This window comes from Algoriphagus sp., assembly GCF_024642405.1.
Classification (GTDB): domain Bacteria; phylum Bacteroidota; class Bacteroidia; order Cytophagales; family Cyclobacteriaceae; genus Algoriphagus.
Window position 1 is genome coordinate 1 of record NZ_JAHEBC010000393.1, and the last position, 3,401, is coordinate 3,401.

A 3,401-nucleotide genomic window follows, 5' to 3' on the forward strand; every position below is an offset into this window, starting at 1 on the left:
CACCTCAATATTCTCTGGATAGCTTGATAATCGGGTTATAAAACTTCTCTGCTTATCCAGGTTTCGAACTTGATACTGCTTTCTCATAGAGGAGGATAAGCCGCTAAGGGCAGGAATATCGGAAAGAAATAAATCAGTCACTTCTATAAGTGCAGCAGTTGAGTCTGAATTAAACGCTTCTATTTTGAAAGAAGCCAAAATTGGATTGTAATTATTTGCTTCCACAGAAAGGTTAATAGGAAGTGAATCAGCGGCTACATTGTCAAAAGAAATAGAGCGAAGAATGATATTATTTTGAAGTCTTGACCAATGGATAACTTGTTCATTTGATTTTGAACCAGCTGTAGTATACCCGCCTCCAAGACCATCAGCTATTTTAGAAATACGACTGACTAAAAGCATGTCGGTATCTAACTTGTCAAAGGGAACTTCATAATAATTTTTGTCTCCTACCTTATGAACAGTAAATAGGCCATCATCAGAAATTGCTTCGTCTGTTACGATTTCACTGTACTTTTTGAAAGGGCTTTTCTTAACTGGTTTTGAAACTTGTGCTTGCGGAGCAGGGTCAGCATTTTTTTTCTTTTTCTTCTGGCCAAAGCTTGCTACACTCAGCAAGAGTAAAAAGACAGTAAATAGCGTAGTAGTTTTTTTCATCTCTAATTCATTGGTTTATGGTTAAAAATAGGTGGAGGGGGTAAAATAAAAAAGGAGTCATTTTCGGTGACTCCTAATTCTTAGATAAAGGGTTTGATATTGGTTTTAATTCAATTTTTAACAGGCTCTATAGTTTGAATGGATCCGTCAGACAAATGTGTCAAAGGAGCCATTTTAATATTTCTGAGATGGGTTTTGCCCGAAAGCTGGGTGTCATGATAAAAGATGTACCAAGCCCCTTCTACTTCTACAATCGAGTGATGGTTGGTCCAGCCTTCCACAGGGTTTAATACAATTCCCTGATAAGTGAAGGGACCATAAGGATTATCTGAAGTGGCATAAGCGATATAGTGAGTGTCTCCGGTTGAATAGGATAAATAGTAAGTTCCTTCATATTTATGAACCCATGCCGCTTCAAAAAATCTCTTGTCATGATCTTTAGCTAATATGGGAGTTCCATCTTGATTTAGGATTTTTATTTCAATTGGAGACTCTGAAAATTCTAGCATATCTCCAGTCATTTTTGCCATGATTGGACCTAAAGCAGGTTCGTCTTCAGCAGGAATTCCATCTGTTGGAGCTGGCCCTTTGTCATCAAATTCGTTATTTCTGTACTTCTGTAATTGACCGCCCCAAATACCTCCAAAATACATGTAATAAGATCCGTCAGAATCTTGAAATACGGAGGGATCTATACTGTAACTTCCTTTGATTGGTTCTGGCTGAGCAGTAAATGGACCTATTGGTGAGTCACCCACAGCTACTCCGATTTTAAAAATATCTTTTTCATCCTTTGCAGGAAAGTAGAGGTAATATTTACCTTCCTTTTCCGCAGCGTCTGGTGCCCAAAGCTGTCTTTTTGCCCAAGGAATATCTTCTACACCCAGCACCTTTCCATGATCAGTTATATCACCATCAGGCGAATCCATAGAATAAACATGGTAATCCATCATACTGAAGTGAGCCCCTAAATCGTCTTCAGGTACTTCAGATTCAATATCGTGTGAAGGATAAATATAGATTTTCCCATCGAATACATGAGCTGAAGGATCAGCAGTGAAATGATCTGAAATCAGAGGTTGAGAAAGATATTTGGAAGAGTTATCCGCTATTTCCGTTTGGTTGACTTCCTCAGTTGTATCTGACGATTTATTACATGATACGAGGCCTGTCAGAAGCAATAATAAAAAATTTATTCTCAATAGGATATTCATAATAAGGTCGTTTATAGGTCAGGGTTTTAAGATAAATTGAAATTAAAAAAAATCTTGAATTTCAAGAGGAATCTAAAGCCTTGTAATATGTTATTTTGAAAAAAACCATTAATCCAGATAACCTGCCTTTAGAGGATTTGCTATTTTGAAAAGAATTCCATTCAGTATATTGGAATTATAAAAACCCAATTTAATCTATTATGGATCGAAGAAAATCACTTAAAATTCTTGGTGGAACCGCAGTGGGAATATCAGGCTTGTTGCTTGCCGATTGGAAGTGGCAATTGCTTGATGGATTGACTCATCAAGGATTTTTTACTTCGAAAGAGGAAAAACTTATTTCTGCGATTGCAGATACGATCATACCAGCCGGGCTACCTCCTAAAACCCCTGCACCAGATGCCAAGCCTATTGGCGCTCTAAGTACAGGTACAGATATTTATTTGATGAAACTTTTTGAACATTGTTTCGAAAAAGAAGATCAGGATAAAATCAAATCTCAGCTTGCGGCATTGAATGAAAAGGGATTTTTGAATGCCTCTAAAGAGGAAAGAGAAGAGATGCTTTTGGCATTGAAATCATCCGATTTAGAAGAAGAAAAGGAATTTTTTGATTTGATGAAAAGTGAAACAATTACCGGTTTCACCACTGTCAAAGAAGTGATGGTAGGCTATCGAGATTATAAAGTTGCCCCTGGATTTTACAATGGATGTGTGGATGTAAATCCGACTGCTTAAATACCCAAAATAATGCTACAAGATTCAAAAGATAAAAGGACCTATGATGCAATTGTTATTGGATCTGGGGCCAGTGGCGGCTGGGCTGCCAAAGAATTAACAGAAAAAGGATTGAAGACCCTAGTCCTCGAAAGAGGAAGAATGGTCAAACATATAGAAGATTACCCCACAGCCTCAAAGGCTCCATGGGAATTTGAATTCAGAGGGGCTGTTCCCTTGGAAAAACGCTCCGGTGTGGGAGGAGGCAGATGGCTAAGAGAGGAGACCGCTCACTGGGCTTTGGCAGATGATGAGCAACCGATCATTCAGGAAAAACCCTTTCGATGGTTTCGTGGATACCATGTAGGAGGGAAGTCTTTGCTTTGGGCGCGTGCGACCCAGCGATGGTCTGATTATGACTTTGAAGGTCCAGCGAGAGATGGATTTGCAACTGACTGGCCAATCAGAGCAAAAGACCTGAATCCTTGGTACGATTATGTGGAAAAATTTGCGGGAATCGCTGGTGGCAAAGATGGATTGCCAGAGCTACCTGATTCGATTGTGATGCCTGGATTTGAATTGAGTTGTATAGAAAATTATTATAAAGATCAGCTTCAAAACAATTATGGAGATCGACATTTGATTCAAGGTCGATGTGCACACTTGACAGATCCGCAGGAAATCCATAAACAGCAAGGAAGAAATAAATGTCAGCATCAAGCCATGTGTAATCGTGGCTGTGTATATGGTGGATACTTTTCTGCCAACGCTTCTACTTTGCCCTGGGCAGAGAAAACCGGGAATCTAACCGTAA

3 protein-coding genes and 1 pseudogene are annotated in these 3,401 nt (G+C 39.1%); 2 read left to right on the top strand and 2 right to left on the bottom strand.

Annotated features, from left to right (window positions below):
* Both Q0L68_RS18285 and Q0L68_RS18290 read right to left on the bottom strand, forming a co-directional pair.
* A partial coding sequence (locus Q0L68_RS18285; protein ID WP_296705696.1) for a DUF5117 domain-containing protein occupies positions 1 to 657 on the bottom strand: 657 nt, incomplete at its 3' end.
* Positions 658 to 767: 110 nt separating this feature from the next.
* Positions 768 to 1,871, bottom strand: coding sequence for a glycoside hydrolase family 43 protein (locus Q0L68_RS18290; RefSeq protein WP_296705697.1), 1,104 nt, complete (start codon positions 1,869 to 1,871; stop codon positions 768 to 770).
* 200 nt (positions 1,872 to 2,071) lie between these two features.
* Between Q0L68_RS18290 and Q0L68_RS18295 the strand changes: the two genes are divergently transcribed.
* Positions 2,072 to 2,608: a gluconate 2-dehydrogenase subunit 3 family protein gene (locus Q0L68_RS18295; protein WP_296705698.1), complete on the top strand. Its 537-nt coding sequence runs from the start codon at positions 2,072 to 2,074 to the stop codon at positions 2,606 to 2,608.
* A gap of 12 nt (positions 2,609 to 2,620) precedes the next feature.
* Positions 2,621 to 3,401 (top strand): annotated as a pseudogene (locus Q0L68_RS18300) (FAD-binding protein); the annotation flags it as partial.

Bases quoted from the DNA above. Each gene is read 5' to 3' on its own strand.
- Q0L68_RS18295 (WP_296705698.1), top strand. From the start codon at position 2,072: ATGGATCGAAGAAAATCACTTAAAATTCTTGGTGGAACCGCAGTGGGA.
- Q0L68_RS18290 (WP_296705697.1), bottom strand. From the start codon at position 1,871: ATGAATATCCTATTGAGAATAAATTTTTTATTATTGCTTCTGACAGGC.